The 23295-nt window shown below is 58.7% G+C and carries 21 protein-coding genes and 1 pseudogene; 6 read left to right on the forward strand and 16 right to left on the reverse strand.

All coding sequences use genetic code 11. The features are described 5' to 3' along the window. Positions 1-48 precede the first annotated feature (48 nt). Both JSY17_RS19845 and JSY17_RS19850 read right to left on the reverse strand, forming a co-directional pair. Positions 49-453, reverse strand: coding sequence for a helix-turn-helix domain-containing protein (locus tag JSY17_RS19845; RefSeq protein WP_117183015.1), 405 nt, complete (start codon positions 451-453; stop codon positions 49-51). A 305-nt stretch (positions 454-758) separates the two neighbouring features. Continuing rightward, positions 759-1781: an alpha/beta hydrolase gene (locus JSY17_RS19850; RefSeq protein ID WP_200976773.1), complete on the reverse strand. Its 1023-nt coding sequence runs from the start codon at positions 1779-1781 to the stop codon at positions 759-761. A gap of 148 nt (positions 1782-1929) precedes the next feature. On the opposite strand from JSY17_RS19850, the gene JSY17_RS19855 reads away from it, so the two are divergent. The 3 genes from JSY17_RS19855 to JSY17_RS19865 all read left to right on the forward strand — a co-directional run bounded on the left by JSY17_RS19855 (position 1930) and on the right by JSY17_RS19865 (position 6308). Next, complete coding sequence (locus JSY17_RS19855; protein WP_117182995.1) at positions 1930-2823, forward strand: LysR family transcriptional regulator; 894 nt, start codon at positions 1930-1932, stop codon at positions 2821-2823. A 178-nt stretch (positions 2824-3001) separates the two neighbouring features. Next, complete coding sequence (locus JSY17_RS19860; RefSeq protein WP_404823386.1) at positions 3002-3976, forward strand: ABC transporter substrate-binding protein; 975 nt, start codon at positions 3002-3004, stop codon at positions 3974-3976. Between the two features lie 61 nt (positions 3977-4037). Continuing rightward, the gene (locus JSY17_RS19865; protein WP_206403327.1) at positions 4038-6308 is read left to right on the forward strand and encodes a molybdopterin guanine dinucleotide-containing S/N-oxide reductase; all 2271 of its coding nucleotides are present in this window, start codon (positions 4038-4040) and stop codon (positions 6306-6308) included. A gap of 2 nt (positions 6309-6310) precedes the next feature. Here JSY17_RS19865 and JSY17_RS19870 read toward each other — a convergent pair whose 3' ends face one another. The 14 genes and pseudogenes from JSY17_RS19870 to JSY17_RS19935 all read right to left on the reverse strand — a co-directional run bounded on the left by JSY17_RS19870 (position 6311) and on the right by JSY17_RS19935 (position 20919). Beyond that, the gene (locus JSY17_RS19870) at positions 6311-6973 is read right to left on the reverse strand and encodes a response regulator (RefSeq protein WP_117182992.1); all 663 of its coding nucleotides are present in this window, start codon (positions 6971-6973) and stop codon (positions 6311-6313) included. Positions 6974-7141: 168 nt separating this feature from the next. Then, entirely contained in the window at positions 7142-8197 is a 1056-nt protein-coding gene (locus JSY17_RS19875) for a protein-glutamate methylesterase/protein-glutamine glutaminase (protein WP_206403326.1), read from the reverse strand. After that, entirely contained in the window at positions 8194-8706 is a 513-nt protein-coding gene (locus JSY17_RS19880) for a chemotaxis protein CheD (RefSeq protein WP_122372774.1), read from the reverse strand. Before JSY17_RS19880 ends, JSY17_RS19875 begins: the two co-directional genes overlap by 4 nt. Then, complete coding sequence (locus JSY17_RS19885) at positions 8703-9515, reverse strand: CheR family methyltransferase (RefSeq protein WP_206403324.1); 813 nt, start codon at positions 9513-9515, stop codon at positions 8703-8705. Before JSY17_RS19885 ends, JSY17_RS19880 begins: the two co-directional genes overlap by 4 nt. A gap of 1 nt (position 9516) precedes the next feature. After that, complete coding sequence (locus tag JSY17_RS19890; RefSeq protein ID WP_117164069.1) at positions 9517-10035, reverse strand: chemotaxis protein CheW; 519 nt, start codon at positions 10033-10035, stop codon at positions 9517-9519. Between the two features lie 14 nt (positions 10036-10049). Next, complete coding sequence (locus tag JSY17_RS19895) at positions 10050-11681, reverse strand: methyl-accepting chemotaxis protein (RefSeq protein ID WP_200998437.1); 1632 nt, start codon at positions 11679-11681, stop codon at positions 10050-10052. Between the two features lie 27 nt (positions 11682-11708). Next, on the reverse strand, positions 11709-13781 hold the full coding sequence (locus JSY17_RS19900) for a chemotaxis protein CheA (protein WP_206403323.1): 2073 nt from the start codon (positions 13779-13781) through the stop codon (positions 11709-11711). 3 nt (positions 13782-13784) lie between these two features. Further along, the gene (locus JSY17_RS19905; protein ID WP_117182986.1) at positions 13785-14102 is read right to left on the reverse strand and encodes an STAS domain-containing protein; all 318 of its coding nucleotides are present in this window, start codon (positions 14100-14102) and stop codon (positions 13785-13787) included. 4 nt (positions 14103-14106) lie between these two features. Beyond that, positions 14107-14472, reverse strand: coding sequence for a response regulator (locus tag JSY17_RS19910; protein WP_095067474.1), 366 nt, complete (start codon positions 14470-14472; stop codon positions 14107-14109). 33 nt (positions 14473-14505) lie between these two features. Then, positions 14506-15609, reverse strand: coding sequence for a methyl-accepting chemotaxis protein (locus tag JSY17_RS19915; protein ID WP_404823413.1), 1104 nt, complete (start codon positions 15607-15609; stop codon positions 14506-14508). A gap of 495 nt (positions 15610-16104) precedes the next feature. After that, the gene (locus JSY17_RS19920; RefSeq protein WP_206403322.1) at positions 16105-17283 is read right to left on the reverse strand and encodes an acyl-CoA dehydrogenase family protein; all 1179 of its coding nucleotides are present in this window, start codon (positions 17281-17283) and stop codon (positions 16105-16107) included. Continuing rightward, a complete protein-coding gene (locus JSY17_RS19925; RefSeq protein ID WP_206403321.1) occupies positions 17280-18632 on the reverse strand; it encodes an LLM class flavin-dependent oxidoreductase in 1353 nt (450 codons plus the stop codon). Before JSY17_RS19925 ends, JSY17_RS19920 begins: the two co-directional genes overlap by 4 nt. A 99-nt stretch (positions 18633-18731) precedes the next feature. Continuing rightward, a complete protein-coding gene (locus JSY17_RS19930) occupies positions 18732-20315 on the reverse strand; it encodes a rhodanese-related sulfurtransferase (protein ID WP_206403320.1) in 1584 nt (527 codons plus the stop codon). Next, a pseudogene (locus JSY17_RS19935) lies at positions 20312-20919 on the reverse strand (cysteine dioxygenase). Before JSY17_RS19935 ends, JSY17_RS19930 begins: the two are co-directional and overlap by 4 nt. Before the next feature lie 228 nt (positions 20920-21147). Between JSY17_RS19935 and JSY17_RS19940 the strand changes: the two are divergent. The 3 genes from JSY17_RS19940 to JSY17_RS19950 form a co-directional block, all read left to right on the forward strand. Further along, entirely contained in the window at positions 21148-22053 is a 906-nt protein-coding gene (locus tag JSY17_RS19940) for a LysR family transcriptional regulator (RefSeq protein ID WP_117182981.1), read from the forward strand. After that, positions 22053-22664: a helix-turn-helix domain-containing protein gene (locus JSY17_RS19945; protein WP_232849563.1), complete on the forward strand. Its 612-nt coding sequence runs from the start codon at positions 22053-22055 to the stop codon at positions 22662-22664. Before JSY17_RS19940 ends, JSY17_RS19945 begins: the two co-directional genes overlap by 1 nt. After that, a partial coding sequence (locus tag JSY17_RS19950; protein ID WP_206404922.1) for an IS3 family transposase occupies positions 22589-23295 on the forward strand: 707 nt, incomplete at its 3' end. The genes JSY17_RS19945 and JSY17_RS19950, both read left to right, overlap by 76 nt.

Here is a 23295-nt window from a genome sequence, read left to right on the forward strand (position 1 = left end):
TACGCTCCCGAGCTTGCTCGTGATGCGACTTTCAATCTAGTCCTTATTTCAGAATCCGCAGGCGGCAAACGCTTTGCTGTTATCTGTGTTCTTTAGCGCATGGCCACGCCATGTAAAGGGATTGATGCCTTCTGTACGGGAAAAGATATGCGAGAAGTGCGATTGATCACAGAATCCGCACTCATGGCTGATCTGGGTCAAGGTCATTTCAGTGTGCTTGATCAGGCATTTTGCGCGGGCAATGCGCTGGCTGCGAATCCATTCCTGAGGTGACAGACCGGTGCTGCGTTTGAAGGCTCTGGAGAAGTAGCTTCTGGACAGGGCGCAGGCACGGGCCAGTTCGGAGACTTCGATGTTTTCCCCCAGTCTTTCCAGGATCAACTGCTTGGCCAAGCGCTCGCGCCGCAGAGACAGGCCGCCGCTGACGGCAGTCTGTTTCTTGATGCTGTCCATGGTGTTGCAGATCGAGCAGGGGTATTGCGGAACCTGAGTCATGGCAATGTCCATTGTCGAGGGAAGGTGCAAATGAATTGGCTGTGTTGTCAGCACCTTTCGATGGGCAAAAGTCTGCGCAGAGAGCGCCATTCTTGGGTGAAGGAACAGGGCTGACGAGTTAATCGTTGTTAATTCGGTGGCCGCTTCGCTTCTTTTCGCAGCGCTCTGGCCCGAGGCTTTCAGCGAATTCACAGCCAGTCTGGAAAGTGCTTTGGCGACTGACTGCAACCTGCCCCGGTGGGGCAGGTCATTACGGGAGAGAATCAGTCGGCCAGGTGGGTTTTCAGCTCGTTCGCCGCCTGGCGCATTGCGGCACGTACTTGCGGGATCTGGTTCAGCGGGTTGAGCAGGCCGAAGTCATGAATCATCCCGTTGTAGCGCACCGCCGTAACCGGTACACCAGCCGCATCCAGTTTGCGGGCATAGGCTTCGCCCTCGTCGCGCAGCACATCGAATTCGGCGGTCTGCACCAGAGCTGCTGGCAGGCCGCGCAATTGTTCGCTGCTGGCCTGCAACGGCGAGGCATGGATCTGAGCGCGCTGGCCCGCATCGGTGGTGTAGTTGTCCCAGAACCACTTCATCATGCCTTTGGTCAGGAAGTGGCCTTCGGCAAACTGCTGGTAGGAGCCATTATCGAAATTCGCATCGGTCACCGGCCACAGCAGCAACTGGAAGCGCAGTGCCGGGGTTTTCTGTTCCTTGGCCATCAGGGCCACGACTGCCGCCATGTTGCCACCGACGCTGTTGCCGGCTACCGCCAGCCGGCTGCCATCGACACCGATCTGCCTGCCATGCTCGGCCACCCAGCGGGTCGCGGCGTAAGCCTGATTGATTGCCGTCGGGTAGCGGGCTTCAGGTGATGGCGTGTAATCCACATACACGGCTACCGCACCGGAGCCGACTACCAGATCACGGATCAGTCGCTGGTGGGTCGGGAAGTCGCCCAATACCCAGCCGCCGCCGTGGAAGAACATGAACACGGGCAGGTCACCCTTGATCTTGGCAGGGCGGACGATCTTCAGGGTGATCTTCTGACCGTTGGCATCAATCGAACGCTCGCTGACTTCCACTCCCGACAGATCCACCTTGACCGAAGCCTGAGCACCGGTCAGGACTGCGCGGGCGTCCTTGGGGCTCAGTTGTTCCAGAGGCTTGCCACCGCCAGCGGCCAGTGCTTCGAGAAAGGCCTGGGTGTTGTGTTCGACGCCCGGGCTGCCAGCGGCAAAGGCGCTGTTGACGGACAGGGCGAGCAGGGTAGTGGTCAGGGCTTTTTGCAGAGTGTTCATGGGTCAGTCCTTTTGAGAATACTTGAGAGGTTGGCGTCAAGGGCAGTGCTGGCTTCGGGCCTTGTCTGCACCATGGGCACAGATTAATAGGGTGCTGAAAGGCGAAAAAGCGGCTATAAAGCGTTTAACTGTCAACCAGGTCGTGACAATGAACCCCTTTGAAGATATGCGCATTTTTTGCCAGGTCATGGAGTCGGGCAGCTTCACGGCGGCCTCCGACAAGCTGGGCCTGTCCAAGCAGTTCGTCAGCCGTCGTCTGATGCAACTGGAAGAGCGGCTGGGTGTGCGCTTGCTCAATCGCTCCACTCGCCGTCTGGATGTCACCCCGCTGGGGCAGAGCTATTACGAATCGGCCTTGCGCCTGCTGGGCGAGGTCGAGCAGGTCGAGCAAGGCATTTCGGGACAGAACAGCGAACCGCGCGGCACCGTGCGCCTGAGTGCACCGCTATCGTTTGCCGTGGCCCATCTGGGCTGCCTGCTGCCGCTGTTTCTGCAGCGCTACCGGGATGTGGCAGTGGAAGTGGACCTGAGTGACAGGCCGGTGGATCTGCTCAGCGAAGGCTATGATCTGGTGCTGCGTATTGGCGTGCTGGAAGACTCCAGCCTGATTGCCCGGCGTATTGCCACAATCGACCGGGTGTACTGCGCCAGTCCGGTTTATCTGGCCGAGCGGGGGCGCCCCGAAAAACCTGAAGACCTCCACGCCCACGATTGCCTGCCTTATGGTCACAACCGTCAGGTGCAGTGGCGTTTCCAGGGCAGTGGCAAACCCGTGAGCCTGAATGTCAGTGGGCGGATGCGTACCAATAATGGCGAGTTATTGCGCGATGCGGCGATTGCCGGGCTGGGTATCACGTACTTGCCGACCTTTATCGTCGGAGCCGCGCTGAGCAGCGGAAGCCTGGTTCGTGTGCTGGACGATCTGCGTCCCGAACCGCTGACCCTGTCGGCGGTCTATCCGCAGCATCGTCAGGCCTCAAGGCCGGTGCAGGCCTTGATCGAGTTCCTGCGTGAACGTTTGACAGCCGACGATACGCTTTGAATCAAGAGGGAGTTAGCTGAGCTGTTTGCATATTAGGCTAGATCGAAAATGAATTTAGATAATGTTTTTCAGGGTGATAGGGTTCCAGGAATTCCTTTCAGACATTGAAACCGTTATCAAAAAGTCGGCTACCGCACCTGCGGACCCGGACCTCATTCCGATCCAGTGGAGATTGCACGTGCCCGACAACACCTATGCCCGATGGAAAAACAACCTGTTGCCCGGTCTGTTTCTGACACTTGTGGCTTCCCTGACCGTACAGGCCGCCGATCTGGTAGTCGGTGACCAGAGTTACAGCGCACGTACCGTGATGGAGGCGGCTGGCGTACTCAATGATCTGCCTTACGAACTGGAGTGGAAGCAATTCACCGCCGGCTCGCCGGTGGCCGAAGCCTTGAATGTCGGCAGCCTGGATATTGGCCTGCTGGGGGATTCGCCTGCGCTGTTCATGGGCGCTCTGGGGGCGCCAATCAAGGTCATCGGTGTCTCTCGACAGAATCTGGATGGCGTGGCCATCGTGGTGCGCAAGGACTCCTCCATCAAGAGTGTTGCGGATCTGGCAGGCAAGAAAGTGGCGATCTGGAAAGGCTCGTTCAGCCAGCAATTGATGCTCACTGCGCTGGACAAGGCGGGTGTACCTCGTGATGCCGTGGATTATCGTTATCTCAGCGCACTGGATTCCTCCCATGCCCTGGACGGCGGGTCGGTGGATGCCATTGCGACCTGGGAGCCTTATGTCACCCAGCAGGAGCGTCAGGGCGCTCGGGTGATTGTCACGGCCAAGGGGTTGATTCCGGCCCAGAGTTTCATTGTGGCCAACGACAAGGCCATCAAGAACAAGCGTGCCCGGATCAACGATTTCCTTCAGCGTTTGCAAGCCGCTCGCGACTGGTCGGTGCGTGATCCGAAGAACAGCGAAGCCTACGCCAATGCCTGGGCAGCCCTGACCCGTGCCGATGCAGACGTCGCCCGCCGTTGGTTCTCCCGTTCGCAGACAGTCGTGGTGCCGATTACCCCTGACGTGATTGCAGGCGCGCAGCAGACCATCGACTTTTTCAACAGCGCCGGGCTGACCAAGAGCTATCCTGCGGCCAGTGTGTTCGATGAGTCGTTCAATTCGGCTCTGGAATTGCAGGAGCAGGCTTCCCGTTGATTGGTCTTTGCCAATCCATTCGCGAAAAACCACGCCCCAACCATTCAGGAGCCCCTTCACCATGACTTTCACTTCATTGCACTGGGGCGTCTATCGTCCGCAGGTCGTGGATGGACAGCTTGAAGCGCTGGTGCCCGCCGAGTGGGACAAGGACCCTTCGCCCATCGGTGATTCGGTTGCTGGCGCTATCGCGTCGCCGACCCGTATCAAGCGTCCCGCTGTGCGCCGCAGTTTTCTTCATGAGTCAGGTGGCCGACCCGATCTACGGGGACAGGAGCCGTTCGTTGAAGTGTCCTGGGACGTGGCACTGGATCTGGTCGCCCGAGAGTTGAGGCGCATCAAGAACGAGCATGGCAATCAGGCGATCTTCGGCGGCAGTTATGGCTGGGGCAGTGCGGGGCGTTTTCATCATGCACAGAGTCAGTTGCATCGCTTCCTGAACTGCGTGGGCGGTTATGTGTTCAGCACTGACAGTTACAGCCTCGGCGCAGGACGAGTGTTGATGCCGCATATCGTCGGCAATATGGACTGGTTGCTGGCGGCGCATACCTCCTGGAAAAACCTGGCCGAGCACTGCGAGTTGTTCGTGGCTTTTGGCGGTCTGCCTGCCAAGAACGCCCAGACAAGCCCCGGCGGTGCCAGCGACCACCTGCTGGGCGATGCCTTGCAGGCGATGTCGAAAGCAGGGGTGGAGTTCGTCAATGTCAGCCCGTTGCGCGATGACCTTGCCGGTCCTGAAAAGAATGAGTGGCTGGCGATTCGTCCCGGCAGCGATACGGCGTTGATGATGGCCTTGTCCTGGGTATTGATCACTCGGGGCTTGCATGACGAAGCGTTTGTGCAGCGCTATACCGTGGGTTATGAGCGTTTTCGTGACTACCTGCTGGGCCATGTCGACGGCCAGCCCAAAGACCCGCACTGGGCCGAGAAACTGACTGGCATTGCGGCCCGCCAGATCACCGAACTGGCGCAACGCATGGCCAGCAAGCGGACCATGATCAATGTCGCCTATTCCCTGCAACGCTCGATTCATGGCGAGCAACCGTTCTGGATGACCGTCACCCTGGCTGCATTGCTGGGGCAGATCGGTCTGCCGGGGGGCGGTTTTGGTCTGGGCTATGGCTGCATGAACAATACGGGCAGCGGTCGCAAGGCATTTTCCGGGCCACGCTTCGAGCAGGGCAGCAACCCGGTCAAGGATTTCATCCCGGTGGCACGTGTCGCCGACATGTTGCTCAACCCCGGCGCACCTTTCGATTACAACGGCCAGCAGCGGCACTACCCGGACATTCGTCTGGTGTACTGGGCGGGTGGCAATATCTTCCACCATCATCAGGACCTCAATCGGCTGCTGGATGCCTGGCAGCGCCCGGAAACCATCATCGTTCACGAACAGTACTGGACTGCCCAGGCCAGGTACGCCGATATAGTCCTGCCTGCGACCACGGCGCTGGAACGCAATGATATCGGCAGCGCGGCTTCCGACCGTTTCATGATCGCCATGCAACAAGCCATCGCGCCGGTGGGCGAAGCCCGTGACGATTATTCGATTCTTGCCGATCTGGCGCAGCGCATGGGCGTTGGGGATAGCTTCACCGAAGGACGCGATGCATCGGCCTGGCTGCGACATATCTATGAGCAGTCTCGCGAGCGGGCCGAAACCTTTGGGGTGCAGTTGCCCGACTACGAGCAGTTCTGGCGCGACGGTCTGTTCGAGGTGCAATACCCCGAAACCGACATGATCCTGCTCAAACCTTTTCGCGACGATCCGCAGGCCAACCCGTTGCCCACGCCTTCAGGACGTATCGAGATCTTCTCCGAACGCATCGCCGGATTCGGGTATGCGGACTGTCCGGGGCACCCGGTCTGCCTGGACAAGCCTGCGAGCTCGTTTCCCCTGCACCTGCTGTCCAACCAGCCGCGCACCCGTCTGCACAGCCAGTACGATCATGGTGCCTGTAGCCGTGCCTCGAAGATCCACGAGCGCGAGCCCTTGACCCTCAATCGCAGCGACGCTCAGGCACGGGGCGTCAGTGATGGCGATGTAGTCAAGGTTTTCAACGAGCGTGGGGCTTTTCTGGCGGGAGTGATTGTCTCGGACGACATTCGCCCCGGTGTCGTTCAGATCGCCACGGGAGCCTGGTTCGATCCTCTGGTGCATGGCCAGAGAGGCAGCCTTGAGAAGCATGGCAACCCGAACATGATTACGCTCGATGTGGGGGCTTCAAGCCTGTCTCAGGGCTGCGCGGCGCAAACCGCTTCGGTGGAGATCGTGCGGTGGGATGGGGAGCTGCCGGAAGTGACGGCTTTCGAGCCGCCACTTCTGACCTGAGGCTAATCGTTGACCTGAATGATGCCTTCCCGCACTGCAAACAGCACCAGACTGGCAAGATCGTGAATCCCCAGACGATGCATGACCTGCGAGCGATGGGCTTCCACTGTCTTGACGCTCAGGCCAAGACCCAGGGCGATGGAGCGGGTCGATTCGCCGCGGGCGATCAGGCGCAGGATTTCCAGTTGTCGTTCGGTCAGTGAGAAGTTTCCGGGTCTTGTCACTGAGGGTGGCGCAAGGCTTTTCTTGACCGCTTCACTGACCACCAGTGGCACAACCTCCGAAGACAGGTATTGATCGCCATGCTGCAGCGCCTGCAAGGCCAGCTCCAGCTCCAGAAAACTGGCGCTCTTGAGCAGATAGCCCTGGGCACCCAGTTGCAGGCATTTCATGACAAAGCCTGAGTCGGTGTGTGTCGAGAGCATCAGTACCTTGGAGCAGGGCGCATGCACCGACAGTTCTTCAAGTGCGTGCACGCTGCATGATCGCTCCATGGACATGTCCAGCAGGACGATATCCGGCGACAGCAGGCAGGCAAGCTGGACGATGCTGTCTCCATCGCCGGCTTCACCGACGATTTCATATTCGTGTTGTTTTTCCAGTAGTGCCCGGATACCCGCCCGAAACAACGGGTAGTTATCGGCGAGCAAAATTCGGCAAGGCATATTTCCGGCCTGTGTCGCATGGGAAGTGGATAGCTGACAATGAGTGAAAGCTACGATTGCTGTTCTCCCTCGGGAGTTGATGATAGCCCGCTGATAGCTGACTGCATCCGTGCGAAAGTCGCACACAAAAAGGACATCCCTATCCCGGATTCCGGCGCTGGCATTCCATTAGCCATGCCGTGCACTGTCACCAAACTGTTGGATCAGTATCGGCACTCTCGACAGCGGTTCTATCGCTTGTGCAGCGCCCATGCGAATGGCTTCCTTGGGCATGCCGAACACAATGCAACTGGCCTCATCCTGAGCGACGGTATGGGCTCCGCTTTCACGCATGGCCAGCAGGCCGCGTGCGCCATCGTCACCCATGCCCGTCATGATCACGCCCAATGTATTGGCACCTGCATGCCTGGCCACCGAGCGAAAAAGCACATCTACCGATGGCTTGTGCCGATTGACCGGTGGGCCGTCGAGAACCTCGACCTGATAATGGGCTCCGTTTCGTTTGAGCTGCATGTGCAGACCGCCGGGCGCTATCAATGCCAGACCGCTGTGAACGCGGTCCAGATGCCTGGCTTCACGGACTTCGATCTGACAGAGGCTGTCGAGGCGTCTGGCAAAATCGGCAGTGAATTTTTCCGGCATGTGTTGAACGATCACAATGCCCGGGCAGTCACGTGGCAGTTGGCGAAGAATGAATTCCAGGGCCTGGGTACCGCCAGTCGAACAGCCCAGTGCGACCACCCGGTCGGTGGTCCTGAACATCGGGGTTGCCGGTGGTGGCGGGGTTTCCGGAGCCTGAGTACGGACAGGTGGCCGGAAAGCGCCTGGGCGGGTACGGGCGGCCTCTTCGATCTTGCGGATCAGATCTCCCGAGATCTGCTCGAGGCTCTGTTTCAGGCCCAGCCGGGCCTTGGTGAAAACCCCCACGGCACCGGCCGCCAGGGCTTCGACGGAAACACTGGCACCGGCTTCGGTCAGGGTCGAGCAGATCAGGGTCGGGGTAGGGCGCTCGCTCATGATCTGGCGCAGAAAGGTCAGGCCGTCCATGCGCGGCATTTCCACATCCAGAATGATCACATCCGGCCAGTCGCGCCGCATCTTGTCGATGGCGTAGATCGGGTCGCTGGCCTGACCGACCACCTCGATACCGGGGTGGCTTGCCAGGCAATTGGTCAGGACCTGGCGAACCAGAGCCGAGTCGTCAACGATGAATACGCGGATCACAGAATATGTCCACCTGTCCTTGAGTTCTGTGTGATGAGGGGCAGCGTGACCTCATTGCGCTGGCATTCGATCCTGCCGCTCAGTCCATCGATCTGCAGGCGGCGGTAATGGTCGCCATTGAGATCGTGCAAGTCCACCGACCATTTGCGCAGGTTGAATTGCTTGCGCGCGAAGTCGCTGTTGGTGTGGCCTATCTTGCGCAGGCCGTTGCCCTCGAAGCGCGTCATGCAGCCTCCGCCGAAAATGCCTTTGCGGTACTCGCTCGGGTCGGTGCCGTGACGCACCATATCGGCATGCATGCGCTGGAACACGGCTTCGCCGTAGCGAGTGTCGTGATCGTTGCAGCTTGCGCTCGGGTCACGGGGCAACAGGTAGTGCGACACTCCCAGTAACCGCCAGCGTGGATGCCAGAGAATGACAGACACGCAACTGCCCAGCAGGGTCGTGACCGGTCCGTCGTGGCGACCGAAGAAGTAATCGCCGGGTCGCAGGAAAAGGGGATGGTTCATAGACATTCGTACACCGAAGGCCTTACCAGCCGTACAGGCAGATCAAAACCGTGGATGCTTTCGGCGTGACCTATGAATAACAGGCCGCCGGGTCGCAACTGACAGACAAGGCGCTGCACGATACGTTTTTTTTCTTCATTGTCGAAGTAAATCAACACGTTGCGCAGGAAGATTACATCAAACATGCCCACATCCTCTGCCAGGGGTTGAACGATGTTGATTTCCTGTAGCGTGATACGGTCGCGCAGGGCTGCCTTGACCCTGAAGCGTCCGCTCATGTCTTCAATCCCCTTGAGGCAATAACGCTGCATCCAGCCCTCTGGAAAGTACTTGGCCTGATTAAGGTCATAGATACCCTCGTGGGCCTTTTGCAGCATGCTCAGGCTGAGATCACTCGCCATGATGGACCAGTCCTGAGTCGTGGCGCTTTCACTCAGAACCATGGCCAAAGTGTAAGGCTCCTCGCCCGATGAGCAGGCTGCACTCCACAGCCGTATCGGGCCCCGCCGATTTGCCAGCCACTGGCCCAGAAACTCGAAATGCGGGTTTTCGCGGAAAAAATAGGTTTCGTTTGTGGTCAGAAGGTCGACCACCAGACGGCGTTCCTGCCTGTAGATGGGCTGTTCAAGCATCTGCAGGTATGCGGTATAGCTGTCCAACTGGTAATAGCGAAGACGCTTCATCAGGCGTCCTGCAACCAGCGGGCGCTTGTTCTGCGCCAGCTGGATGCCTGAAGCATCAGCCATGAGCTTTTGCAGATGGAGAAACTCGGCGTCGCCGAGTGTCGGCATCTTCAAAACTTCTGACATTTCAACTTCCCTTGAGCACAGCAAGACTGAGCTGGCGGATGTCGTCCAGGGACAACACTTGTGCAATGTTCAGAATAATGGTGAAGGTCTGCTCGCGACGTGCCATGCCCGCGATGAAATCCGTACGGATACCGGCCCCGAACGGTGGTGCAGGCACCACTTGCTGCGGGTCGATATCCAGCACGGCGTCCACGGCATCCACCACCAGACCGATGCGCTGGTAGAGGTCTTCCAGCGTCAGCTCGATGATCACGATGCAGGTGCGCTTGCCGGGCGTGGTCAGCTCGAAGCCGAAGCGCGCCGCCAGGTCGAGCACCGGCACCACATTGCCGCGCAGGTTGATCACGCCATGGATAAAGGCCGGCATCATCGGCACCGACGTGACTTCGTCGTACTCGATGATCTCGCGCACCAGATCGATGGGCAGTGCATAGGCGGCGTCCCGCACCCGAAACGACAGGTGCTGGATGCTCATCGTGTCGGCATCGGACAACAGTTCGACAGTTTGCGGAAGACTCATGATCGTACCTTCCCTTAGTTGAAGCTGACGAACTGGCCTTCATCGACCTGCGATTTGCCTCGCGACCATGGCGGTGGTGTACCGCCGCTGTAGTGGTCGTTGGCGCGTGGCTGAGGACGTGATGGCGACTGGGCTTCAAAGCGGAAGAAGCCGATCAGTTCCTGCAACTGCCCGGCCTGTGCGTTCATTTCTTCGGCGGTGGCCGCCAGTTCTTCGGAGGCCGAAGCATTCTGCTGGGTGATCTGGTTCATCTGGCCCATGGCGATATTGATCTGCCCGGCTGCGCCGCTCTGTTCCTGGGATGCGGCGGTGATTTCCTGCACCAGGTCGGAGGTCTTCTGGATATTGGGCACGATCTCGTTGAGCAAACGTCCGGCCTGTTCGGCCAGTTGTACGCTGCTGGAGGCGACCTGACCGATTTCCTGAGCGGCCACCTGGCTGCGTTCGGCCAGCTTGCGCACTTCGGCAGCGACCACTGCGAAACCTTTGCCGTGATCGCCTGCGCGGGCGGCTTCGATGGCGGCGTTCAGGGCCAGCAGGTTGGTCTGATAGGCGATGTCGTCGATGATGCTGATCTTGTCGGCAATCTGCTTCATGGCCAGAACCGTGTCGCCGACCGCGCCGCCGCCTTGAACAGCGTCATTGGCAGCCTTGCCGGCGATGCCGTCGGTGATCTTGGCGCTTTCGGTGTTCTGGGCAATCGAGGCGGACATCTGTTCTACCGAGGCGCTGGTCTGTTCGACGCTGGCGGCCTGTTCGTTGGCAGCCTGGCTCAGGGATTGCGAGGTCGAGCTGACCTGCTCCGAAGCCGAGGACAGCGAGTCGGCGGCGCTGCGCACATCACCCAGGATGCTGCGCAGACGCAGGGCCATGTTCTGCATGGAAGCCAGCAGTTGGCCGGTTTCGTCCTTGCTGTTGACTTCAAGATCCTTGCTCAGGTCGCCGGCGGCCATGCGGTTGGCGGCTTCCACTGCGCCATTGAGCGGCTTGGTGATGCTGCGGGTGACCAGTACGCCGATCAGCATGCCCAGCAGGGTCGCGGCGGCCACCAGCACAATCATCTGCACGCGGGAGCTTTCGGAGATATTGGTGATTTCCTGATTGGACTGTCCGGCCCGGGTTTTCTTGTAATCGACTACCTCCCCCAGCATGCTATCGACGATATCACCGGCCGATATGGCTTTTGGCATCAGGTCGGTGACCGCACTGGCCTCCTGAAGCTGACCGCTTTGCTGATTCAGTTGCAAGAGCAGCTTGGAAACGTTTTCGTACTCGGTCAACGGTGCAATCAGGGCGTCGACTCTGGCCTGACCTTCTTTGGTCACGAAGCTCTCGCGTGACTTGACGATCAGGGCACGGGTCGTTTCCAGTGTGCTACGGGTGAGTTCGGCCGCTTTGTCCCGACTTTCCGTTGTCGTGGAGAGCAGGCTCTGGCGCAGGGAACGTCCTGCTGCAATCAGCTGGATATTCGCTTCCTGCAACTGACTCATGCCCTCTACATCGATATCGTACATGCGGTCGGAGAGCCTGTTGACCTCATCCAGGTTACGAATGCCCAGCGTGCCGATGGCTGCGGTAAAGGCGACGACTATAAGAAAACCGAATGTCAGCCGGACCCCTATCTTCATATTTCGGATGAACTGCATGTTTACATCTCCTGAAGGCTGAAACAGTTAGTTGGCGCTGGCGACACTGGTTTGATTGGCGCTTTCGACCTGGGCTTGCAAATGGCGAAACAGGCTGGGGATATCCAGAATCAGTGCTACCTGACCGGAGCCCAGAATGGTTGAGCCGCTGATACCGCGAAGGTGCTGGAACATCTTGCCCAGAGGCTTGATGACGGTTTGCAGTTCTCCGTGTAACTGATCGACGATCAGCCCGGCCTGCTGGCGTCCCTGACTGACCACGACAATGTTGCGACGCCGGGATGGTTCGGCCTTGAGGCCGAAATGACTGTCCAGTGCGATGCAGGGCAGAGGTCTGCCGCGCAGGTTGAGATAGCCATAGCCGTTTTCCAGAGGAGGGGCGGTGGCTTCCATGCACTCGGTGACCACATCCAGCGGAATGACAAAGCTGTCCTGGCCCACGCTGACCAGAAAGCCGTCGATGATCGCCAGGGTCAGTGGCAAGCGAATGCGGAAGGTGCAGCCTTCACCGGCAACCGAATCGATTTCGATCAGGCCGCGCAGTTGATCGATGGCACTGCGCACGACATCCATCCCGACACCGCGTCCCGACAGGTTGGAAACCTGCTCGGCAGTGGAGAAGCCAGCCTCGAATATCAGCAGATGGATATCGCTGTCACTCAATTGTGCGTCGGGTTCGACCATGCCTTTGGCGATGGCTTTTTCCAGAATGCGAGCGGTATTCAGGCCGCGCCCGTCATCGCTGATTTCCAGCACGATCATGCCGGAGTCGTGATAGGCATTGAGGCTCAGATTGCCCTCGGCCGGCTTGCCGACCGCCAGACGCTCGGCAGCGGATTCGATACCGTGGTCGATGGCATTGCGCACCAGGTGGGTCAGTGGGTCGGCCACCTTGTCGATGACCGACTTGTCCAGCTCGGTTTCGCCGCCGCGAATGGTCAACTGGATTTTCTTGTCCAGTTCCTGGCTGACATCGCGCACTACGCGGTGGAAGCGGTTGAAGGTTTCGCCCACTTCGACCATGCGCAGTTTCAGGGCGATTTCGCGAATCTGCTCCACATGCTGAAGCACTGCCTGGGTGCTTTCGATGCAGGCATTATGGCCGCTGACCCGGGCCTGCATCTGTGCTCCGGCAGTGCTGATCACCAGTTCGCCCACCAGGTTGATCAGTTCATCGAGTTTGTTCGCCGCAACCTTGACCATGGTAGTTTCCACGGGACGCCGGTCACGGTTGGGATTGGGGGCTGCCGAAGGTCTTTCAGGCGCAGCCACGGCCAGCGGGGCCAGGGCCTGTACTTGCAGGACGGGAGCCTGTTCGACGACCGGGTACTGCTCGACGAGTGCTGTGTCGGCATCGGGCTCCGGAGCCAGTCGCTCGATCTGCAGGGTGCAGAAGTCCTGAATGAACTCGAAAACGTCTTCGATCTCGCTGGCCTGGGCACTGCTGCGCAGAGTCAGATTCAGTTCCAGATAACAGTCTTCGGGATCGAGGTTTTCCAGCTCCGGCAAGGACGGTGTCAGCGTCTGCATGTGCGTGACGGTACCGAGCTTCTTGAGATAGCGCACGAAGGCGGCCGGGTCGAAGCCGTTCTGGAACAGTTCTCTGGCAAATGCGATTGAAATCAGCCAGTCATGTTCGTCATTGCCGAGCACTGCTTCATGGCTGCCCGACACGGCTTCTTCGGTTTCGACGGCCTCATGTCCCTGAGCCTTGGCCAAGGCTGCGAGCAGAGGTGCCTGACGGCTTTCGTTGGCTTCCAGTACGCCGTTGTCGGGGTCTACGCTTTCAAGCATCGTGTTCAACTCATCCATGCACTTGAGCATGAGTGAGGTGAGGTCCGAGGTCAGCTCCCGCTGCCCGTCGCGCACCGACATCAACAGGCTTTCCAGATGATGGGTGAGGGTGACCAGTGGCGTCAGCGAGAAGATCCCGGCCGAGCCCTTGAGGGTGTGAACGGCACGAAAAAGGCCATTGACCGCATCGTGATCGTCCGGGGTGGTTTCAAGACGCAGCAGACTGTCTTCGGCATCCTTGAGCAGGTCCCGGCCTTCATCCAGAAAGCCCTGCAGTAACTGATTCCACTGTTCGCCACTGAGCATCGGTCAATCCTCGGCCTGAGCCACAGGTTGGAGCACATCCAGAGCCAGTAGCCCGGTTATTTCCATCACGCTGGGCGAGGCCGCACTGACAGTGGCTGATGCACCGTTCAATGACAGTTCGCGCTGCAGCGCCAGCAACAGTTGAACACCGGCACTGTCGAGCTCATCGACGCCGCTGAGGTCCAGTTGCCAGGACTGGGCCTGGGTGGAAATCAAGGGGATGAGTAACTCGCGTGCCTGCCTGACTTCGTAAATGGTCAGGTCACCCTTCACATGCATCTGCGTGGGTGTGTCCTGCGTTCCTTCGGTGATCGAGAACATGGGCTTACCCCAGCAGTTTCTCGACCGCAGCGAGCAACTGCTGAGGCTGAAAAGGTTTGACGATCCAGGCTTTGGCACCCGCTGCCTGACCTTCGGCTTTCTTGGACTGCTCGCTTTCGGTGGTGAGCATGATGATGGGAGTGAAGCGGTACTCGGGCCGTGCCTTGACTTCCTTGACCAGTCCGATGCCGTCGAGATTGGGCATGTTCACGTCACTGATGATCAGGTTGACCTTCTGCCCGGTGAGCTTGCTGAGGGCGTCGCGCCCGTCTACAGCCTCGATCACTTGATGCCCTGCGCTGCTCAGGCTCATTCTCACCAGTTGGCGCATCGATGCAGAGTCATCGACGATCAGTACGGTCTTGGCCATGTTCGGAACTCTCGTATAGGGAAAAAGCAGGAATCAGAAAAAAGTGATTTCGCTGGCGGCGGCCTGTGGTCGCCCGTGGCGCTCTTCTTCCGTGGTGAAGCGCTGACGCAGGCGATCCAGCCATGCGTGCGGATCATCGAGACTCTCGTCCTGACTGTGCAGGGCACTGAGCAGTTGTTGCTGGTCGGCCTGGACATGATCGAGCATCTGGTCGGCCCGGTCCTGAAACTGCAGGTTGACCATGATCGCGTGAATATCGTTCTGGGTATCCCGGGCATCGCGTTGCAATGCATGAGAGGTGTCCGAAAGCTCGTTCAGGTTCTCGCCCAGGCGCGCCATGACCTGGGTGACCGAGTCATTGAGGAAGTCCAGGTTGCTACGCTCGCTTTCGCCCAGTTCGGCGGCAGCAGTGATGGTCGACTGGATAGCCTTGTTGATCTCTTCGACCTTGCTGTCCATGCCCTGGCCCGTTTCGGCGGAAAGAGAGGAGAGCTTGCGCACCTCATCGGCGACGACCGAAAAACCGCGACCATGCTCTCCGGCACGAGCGGCTTCGATGGCGGCATTGAGGGCCAGAAGATTGGTCTGGCTGGCGATTTCCTGCACGCGCTTGGCCATGAACTGCAACTGGCTGGCATAGCTGTCGAGCTTGCTGATCGTCGTTGTCAACTCTTGCTGGCGCTGACTGCTGGCGTTGAAGGAGCGGGTCACTTCCTCGAGTCGCTGGTTGGCTTCCATCAGGCTTGCACCGACGCCGCCATTGCCAAGAATGTTTTCCGAGTTGTTGAGGCTGCCTTCCAGGCGGGCCGCAATATTGCTGAAGCTGTTGAACAGTTCGCTGATATTGGTTTGCAGCAGGTCACGGCTCTGATTGATGCTTTCGCTCCAGCTGGGAACGATGGTGTGCAACAGCGCCGGTACGTCGGGTTTGCCCTGAGGCGGGTTCGAATCGGAACGGGAGTTTTCAGACGAAATCGGTGTACTTGGCGATTTGGCACGCAAGTGCAGCGCGATGGTAGTGGCCCCAATAATGGCCAGGCCAATGGCCGAAACTATGTTTTGCCCTAGTATTATCCCAGTTGCACCGAGTACGAGTCCAAGCCAAAAACCAACGTAAATAGCCATCCTCGCATCCATTCGATTGTCTTAAAGGTAATCGGATAATAGCGATGGTAAATTGACGTCAATATCGGGATAACCCCTAATCCTTGCTCCATGATCGGCAGGCTCTACGATGAGAGTTTATGGGCTTTTAGCTGACCAAGTCGTCAGATAAAAGGCCTTTTTTTCAACGTTTTTTGATCGGGGTTGCGCTGTCTCGGATAGGCGTGAGTGCTGTGTTTTCTAGGTGAATGGCTTAAGGGACTGGCTGTTGTAGTGCTTTTTCGGGACGAACTAATATGAGTTTTAGATAGATGTACTATGACGATGCGGCAACTAGTGGAGGGCGAATCTCAAAGAGGATGCAAAAGCAGGTCGAAGTAAAGTATTAGTTGCTAAAGGATTGATCGGAGGGGTTTTTAATATTGAATGTTGCTTTTTTTATTTTTGTTGGCGTCCTCATGAAGTTGTTCATGAAAACGCCTCTCGATTAGAGTGATCATCATCGGAAAAGACGATCTGATGATGCAGTTACACAGGGGTGGCGCGAGCCGCGAAAACGGCCTTGCCGACCCCCTGGAGGACCGCATCGTTTTGCGGTGTATGAACCCTGCCACACAGCACGTTGCGGTAATGCCGTTGCAGCGGATTGCTGCGCGACAGACCGGGATTGCCGGTCGCTTCAATCGCCAGCTCCACAGCGCGAAGAGCATTGCCGGTCACCAGGTACTTGATCTGCGCAGCATTTTTTGTCGGGACCAGGCCCTGAGCGGCAGACTGCAGCAGGTTCTGATTGGCGAACAGCAAGGTGTCGATATGCCCGACGGCTTCCTGAAAGCGTGGCAGGGTCGACAGCGCAGCTCCCAGATTGGAGGGCTTGCGCTGCTCCAGCCATTGCACCAGCCAATCCCTTGCCGAGTGGGCGATACCGTCATACACCGATGACAGCAGTACCGACATCCAGAGCAGGTCCGAGGCGTCGAGTTCTGGCTTGGGGGCACTCCAGCGGCTGACACTGACGGCATGCTCCAGCGGCACCAGCACATCCTCGAAGATCACTTCATGGCTGCTGGTGGCACGCATTCCCAGATGATCCCAGTCTTCGACGATCCTGATGCCGGGCGTGTCCTTGTGCACCAGCCAGGCACCGACCAGCGGATCCTCATCGTCGCTGCGAGCCCAGACGCTGAACCAGGTCAGGCCATGGCTGCCGGTGGAGTAGATCTTGCTGCCGCTGATCCGCCAGCCTTGTGCAGTGCGGCGGGCGGTGGTGGCTGGCAGACCGCCGCGAGCGGGGGTGCCGAGATCCGGCTCCACCCGCAGGGCATTGATCAACGCGCCATCCTGCACGGCCTGTCTTGCGACCAGCACACGCAAGTCCTTTGGCCAGCTCTGGCTTTCCTGTAAGCGGGAATGCTGGATGTACTGCATGACCAGAATCAGCGCTGTGGAAGGTTCGCCCCTGGCAACGGCGCTGACGACTTGCAGCGCCTTGACCAGGTCGGCACCGCCGCCGCCCAGATCGGCGGGAACTGTCAGGCCCAGCAGGCCATGTTCATGCAGCAGACGGAAATTGGCGTGGGGGAATTCGCCACTGACATCGAAGTGCTCTGCGGTTTCGGCCAGTTGGGTGGTGATCTGTGCGAGCCGGGCGGTAAAGGCCTCGGCTGACTCGGTAGCGTTCTGCGGGCGAAGCTGGGAAAGGCTCATGCCACGGCTTCCTCTCTGGCGCTGACGGTCTGGGCGTCCGGCGCATGGCGATTGACCGGCACCGGCAGGCCAAAGTGCTCACGCAGGGTTGAACCGGTGTATTCGCTGCGGAACAGACCGCGCTGCTGCAACAGCGGTACGACCAGCTCGGTGAAGTACTGCAGGCCGTCCGGCAATAATGAGTTGATGATGAAACCATCGGCCGCGCCTTGTTCGAACCAGGTCTGCACAGTGTCGGCGACCTGCTCGGGCGTACCGACGAAATCGCGGCGCGGACGCGAGAAATACAGGGCGACTTCACGCAGGGTCAGGCCTTCGTCCCGGGCCAGTTGCTTGATCCGGTCCGAGCCGCCTTTCTGGCTGTTGGAGCCCAGGTCGCCCAGTTCGGGGAAGGGTTCATCCAGCGGGTACTGGCTGAAATCGTGATCGTTGAAAGGACGGCCCAGCGCCACGATGGCATCCTCGATGGACACCAGTTCCACGGCCTGCTGGTAGCGACTTTCTACCTCCGCTTCATCGCGACCGATGATCGGGCGGATACCCGGCAGGATCGACAGGTCGTCGGGGTTGCGGCCGAATCCGGCGGCGCGTTTTTTCAGATCCCGGGAATAGGCCTTGGCATCTTCCAGGGTTTCGGCATGTACAAAAATGGCATCGGAGTATTCCGCGGCGAAATTGCGCCCGTCTTCAGATGTTCCGGCCTGGAACAGCACTGGATGACCCTGGCGGGAGCGGGAAATATTCAGCGGGCCTTTGACCTGGAAAAACTCGCCCTGGTGATTGAGCGCATGCAGCTTGTCGGGGGTGAAAAATTCACCGGTCTGCTTGTTGCGGGCAAAGGCGTCGTCTTCCCAGGAGTCCCACAGGCCCTTGACCACCGAGACATGTTCTTTGGCGATGCGATAGCGAACTGCATGGGGCGGGTGCTCGCCCTTGCTGAAATTCTCGGCAGTGCCGCTGAGCCATGAAGTGACCACGTTCCAGCCGGCGCGCCCTCCGCTGATATGGTCCAGCGACGCGAACTGCCGGGCGACCTGGAAGGGTTCTGTGTAGCTGACCGTGACAGTCGCCACCAGTCCGATGTTCTGCGTGGTTGCAGCCAGCGCAGAGAGGATGGTCAGCGGCTCGAAGCGGTTCAGGTAATGCGGGCTGGATTTTTCGTGGATATGCAGGCTGTCGGCAATGAAGACGAAATCGAATTTTGCGGCTTCAGCCAGTGCTGCCTGCTGTTTGTAGAAGCCGAAGTTGACGCTGGCATCGGCCAGTGCGTCCGGGTGGCGCCACTCGCCCCAGCCGTGACCGACGCCGTGCACCATGGCCCCGAGTTTCAAATGTCGTGGTTTGCTCATGTCGTGCTCCTTGACTGTGTCATTAACTGATATCTCTTGATAAGTCGTAGGCGCGGATTCATTCGCGAATGGCCTTCGCGGATAAATCCGCTCCTACAGTCAGATCACCTTGAAACCATGGGTCCCGTCACGCCCCAGTTGCTCGACCAGACCAAACTCCCAGTCCAGATAGGCCTGCATCGCTTCACGTGGCGCGTCGGTGCCTTCATAGGGGCGGCGATAACGATCGATGCGTGGCGAGGCCAGACGAGTTTCGCCGTGCTCCAGCGGCAGCCCGGCCTTGATCCAGCTGGCAGTACCGCCGTTGAGCAGGAACACCTGCCTGCCGGTCAAGGCTTCTACTTCGGGCACCGCCAGACGGGCCAGACGGCTGCTGCCGCAGGTCAGTACATAACGTTCGGCGTCGGGGATTTTTGCCAGTGCCCGGGCCAGATCCGCTCGCAATGTCCACCACGCGCCGGGGATATGCTGCTTGACGTAGTTGGCGCTGGCAGTGAAATCGAGTACCGCGACGTTGCCATCGGCCTGCCATTGAACCAGGGTTTCAGGGCTGATTTCCTCGACCTGAGGGGGCGCAGGGAAGGGGGCATCCCAGTCACCCGTTTCGCTGAAGTCCGAGGCTTGCAGGTCATCGATCACGAACACTTCCCAACCGAGTTGAGCCAGCCAGGAGGCCGACATGTTGGCGCGCACGCCGTCATCGTCCACCAGAACCAGCCGCGCCCCTCGTACACTGGCGAAATGATCGGTTTCCTGTACCAGTTGTCCGCCCGGTGTCGAGCGAGCCGAAGGCAGATGGCCCTTGGCGAATTCTTCCGGGGTGCGTACATCGAACAGATACGTCGTGCGAGAAGCATCGGCCTGCCAGCGTTGCAGGTCGTCGCGGCTGGCGCGCTTTACGCCAGCCTTGTCGGCGACCTTTCGCGCATCGGCACTGGCCACTTCACGGGTTTCTTCGCTGACCGCCGCGAAGCGACGTGCCTGACCGTGATCCAGTGTCTGACCGGCCAGTAGCCAGCCGATGGTGCCGTTGCGCAATGCATGGATCTTATTGGGAAGACCCGCGTTGACCAGCGACTGAGTCCCGATGATGCTGCGGGTGCGTCCGGCGCAATTGACGATGATCCGGGTGTCGGGATCAGGTGCCAGTTCCCGTGCGCGCAGTACCAGTTCGGCACCCGGTACGCTGATTCCGCTGGGGATGCTCATGGTCTGGTATTCGTCATAGCGGCGGGCGTCCAGCACCACCACATCGGCCTTGGCATCGAGCAGCGCCTTGACCTCTTCGGCCGACAGGGATGGTGTGTTGCGATGATGCTCCACCAGTTCGCCAAAGGCCTTGCTGGGCACGTTGACGTCGATAAACAGTTCGCCGCCCGCCTCGCGCCAGCCCTGCAGGCCGCCTTCAAGCAGCTTCACATCGCTGTAGCCAAGGTTTTGCAAGCGTTGCAGGGCAATCGGGGCCAGGCCTTCGCCATTGTCATAAAGAGTAATGGCAGTGTCGCGGCGTGGAATGCGCGAGAACACTTCCAGCTCAAGCTTCGACAGCGGGATATTGGCTGCAAACAGCGGATGCGCTTCAGCGAAAGGGGCTTCTTCGCGCACATCCACCAACGCGGTTTCCCGGCGCTCCAGCAGTGCCTGGCGAATGTCGGCAAAGGTTCGGGTCGATTGTGTGGTCATTGGGCTTTGCTCTCTTTTGACAGGTCCCAGATATTCGGGAGAAGGCGTTGGAATAACCGGAGATGAACAGTTTTTCGCTGCCGTCCGGCTCATAGACGGCACGCTTTACCGCGCCGATATTGGCGCCGTAGACATGAATGCTGATCGACACCTGATCGCTGAAGGCATTGCTGACCTGATGGACATCGTTACTGCGTGGCGACAGGGCTTCCACATGGCCGGGTTCCAGACGAATCGCCGGACCTTCGCGCTCCAGACGACCGTCGGGGCTGCGGGCAAAACCCTGCGAGTACTCGGCGCCGCGCAACATGCCGATCAGGCCCCAGACCCGGTGGTCATGAATGGGCGTGCTCTGACCGGGGCCCCAGACGAAACTGACAATCGAGAAGCGCTGACGGGAGTCGGCATGCAGCAGGAATTGCTGATAGCGGGTCGGATCGGGAATCGCGAATTCGTCAGGCAGCCAGTCGTCGTGGCTGACCAGTTGTGAAAGCAGCTTGCCGCCACGATGCAGGAGGTCGCCTTCGCGGGGGTTGCCGTCGATGAGCTCGGCCAGTGCTCCGATAAAGGCCCTGAGTCGTTCCGGGTGTCGAGTCTGTGTCATATCCATTCCAGGGCGAGTTGATGCCTGACTGGATGTAAACATAATGTGAGATGTTAATATGCTATTTTTTTATGATTAGGTTATAACGAAAAGCTCTTTAATGCTTTTTCGGGAATGAAGCGGTCCATGAATGAATCCGCCCGGCTGCCTAATGGCAGCTATTCAGGACCTTGAAATCCCACTATGCTTTTTGCCTATGTTCTTTTTATATTTTTATGTGCGGTCCGAATGAAAATTGATGATATCGATGCTTTCGTTGCAGTGATCCGTTGTCAGTCGATCAGCCATGCGGCGGATTCGCTGGATCTGACTCAGCCGGCCATTACCCGGCGGGTGCAGAATTTCGAGCAGGCGCTGGGGGTCGAGTTGTTCGACCGCAATACCAAGCCGCTCAAACCCACGCCCATAGGTATGCAGGTTTATCAGAAGTGTCTGGCGATACTGCGGGAAATGGATTCGCTACGTGAGCTGGTCGCCAGTGATTCGCCGCCCAGCGGTCTGTTGCGCCTGGGCGTGCCTCAGACCATTGGCGATGTGGTGCTGCTCGATGCTCTCAAGCAATTGCGCGGCGAATTCCCTGAGTTGCGTGCCCAGGTAGTGACCGGCTGGGGCAGCAACCTGATCGGCAAGATCGAGAACGGTGAGCTGGATGCTGCGGCAGCCTTGTTTCCGGCCGGCAAGATCTTCCCGGACAACATCATCGGCCAGTCCATCGGCAAAGTGGAACTGGTGGTGGTATGCGCCAAGAGCACTCTGGCGAAAAAGCCGGGCAAGCTGGCTGACTGCTATGAACAGGGATGGGTACTCAACCCGGACGGCTGCGGTTTTCGTGCAGGGCTGCAGCGTACCTTGTCCGATCAGGGGCTGAACCTGAAGGTCAACCTGGAAACCTTTGGCACCGAACTGCAATTGGGGCTGGTCGCCGATGGCATGGGCCTGGGGCTGGTACCGCGTCCGTTGCTGGAGCGCAGCGCGCATCGCGAACAACTGGTGGTCCTGCCGCTCAAGGACTTCAAACCGGTAATGGACCTGTGGCTGGTCTACCCGCGCTTCCTCGGCAACCTGCAAGGGCCGGTGGAGTCGTTCGGTGGTCTGGTGGCAAGGTCGTTGAAGCAGGAGCAAGCGGCGGCGTGATGGTGCGCGAATTCATTGGTGTTGTGGTGTTGAAGTGCGCCCCAAAAGTTGGACACCCATCCAACCTTTGGGGTGTTTTCATGAGCAAGTACACAACGCAGTTCAAGCTATCCGCCATCACTGCCTTTCTTGAGCGAGGCCGAGGCTTTCGTCACATTGCTGCTCAATTTCAGATGGACCCGACCCTGTTGCGTCGTTGGGTAAAGGCCTATCAGATTCATGGTGAGGCCAGCTTCGAGAGGACGGGTGTAGAACCCAGTCCTGAGTTCAAGCTCGCTGTGCTTCATCGCATGTGGCGTGAGCAGTTGTCCTTACGTGCCACTGCTGCACTGTTCAACCTGAGCGACTCAAGCAAGGTGCGGCGGTGGCAGCAACAGTATTACAGTGGAGGCGTCGAAGCCTTATCCTCAACAAAGAGAAGCCCCTCATCCATGTCGAAGTCGCCTACGCCAGATGAACCCTCATCCCGTGCCAATGAGGAGCTCTCGCTCGCCGAGCTACTCGTCAAAGTACGCAAGCTTGAGCTGGAGAACGCCTGGCTAAAAAAGCTCGAAGCGCTAGACGAGGAGAAAATGAGGCTGCAGAAACCTCGGAAGAAAAAGCCCGGCTGATTGTGCAAATGCGCAGCCATTACCCTCTCGACGAATTGCTTAAGACCGCCGACATGGCGCGTAGCACCTTCTACTACCAGATAAAGGTGATGGGCACGCCGGATAAATATGCCTCTGTAAAAGCTGCGATCCAAAGAATCCAGGATAAGCACCGAGGCCGTCTCGGCTATCGCCGGATGGGCATCGCCCTGCGTCGTGAAGGATTTGAGGTGAACAGCAAGCCTCTGCGGCGCCTGATGGAGGACTTGAGTCTCCAATGCACTGTGCGCGCCAAGAAATACAAGTCGTACAAAGGGCTGATGGGCGAAGCTGCCCCGAATATCCTGAAGCGCCAGTTTGAGGCGGATCAGCCGAACCAGAAACTGGTGACGGATATTACCGAGTTCAAAGTGGCTGGTGAGAAGCTGTACCTCTCACCGGTGATGGACCTGTACAACGCTGAGATCGTGGCTTACCAAACAGACACTCGTCCGCGTTACACCCTTGTGAGCACCATGGTAGAGCAGTTACTGGAGCGTCTGCCTGAAGCGGCAAAGCCCTTGCTGCACTCAGACAGTAAGAATGTACTGGCCAGTGTTCCCATATGGTCTGACTCACACAGCGATAGACCGATGATGGATGATCTGGTCGT

It is taken from the genome of Pseudomonas capsici, from assembly GCF_017165765.1.
Taxonomy (GTDB): domain Bacteria; phylum Pseudomonadota; class Gammaproteobacteria; order Pseudomonadales; family Pseudomonadaceae; genus Aquipseudomonas; species Aquipseudomonas capsici.